This window comes from Desulfurella sp., assembly GCF_023256235.1.
In the GTDB taxonomy this organism is placed as follows: domain Bacteria; phylum Campylobacterota_A; class Desulfurellia; order Desulfurellales; family Desulfurellaceae; genus Desulfurella.
Genome location: NZ_JAGDWY010000074.1, coordinates 20250 through 20691 on the forward strand (window position 1 = coordinate 20250; position 442 = coordinate 20691).

The 442-nt window shown below is 30.3% G+C and carries 1 pseudogene; it reads right to left on the minus strand.

From position 1 onward, the window contains the following. Nucleotides 1–374: pseudogene (locus tag Q0C22_RS08045) on the minus strand (spermidine synthase); the annotation flags it as partial. Nucleotides 375–442: the final 68 nt, after the last annotated feature.

A 442-nucleotide genomic window follows, 5' to 3' on the forward strand; every position in this document is an offset into this window, starting at 1 on the left:
CATGCTGTAAAATCCAAAAACTTCTTGGAGTTTTCCACTACAACTTCATCTATTTCAACTTCGATAATTTTTTTAAAATCATATTTAGTTAATTCTCTTGCAGTACCACCATCGCCGCCACCAATAATTAATGCTTTGTTTCTGTTTTTTAAAGACATTACTGCAACTGCACTAATCATTTCATGATAAATAAATTCGTCTTTTTGCGTTAACATAACAAGCCCATCAAGCAGCATTACCTTGCCAAACTCATAAGTATCAATAATATCAAGTCTTTGATATTGACTCGTTTGTGTTTTCAATATTTCTTTGACCTTGAATGTCAACCCAACATTATTACCATATTTTTCTGTAAACCAAATTTCTGGATCCATGTCACCTCCATTTATTAATATAAAATAAAAAAAGAAGGGTTATGCCCTTCTTTTTTTATAAGTTTAAA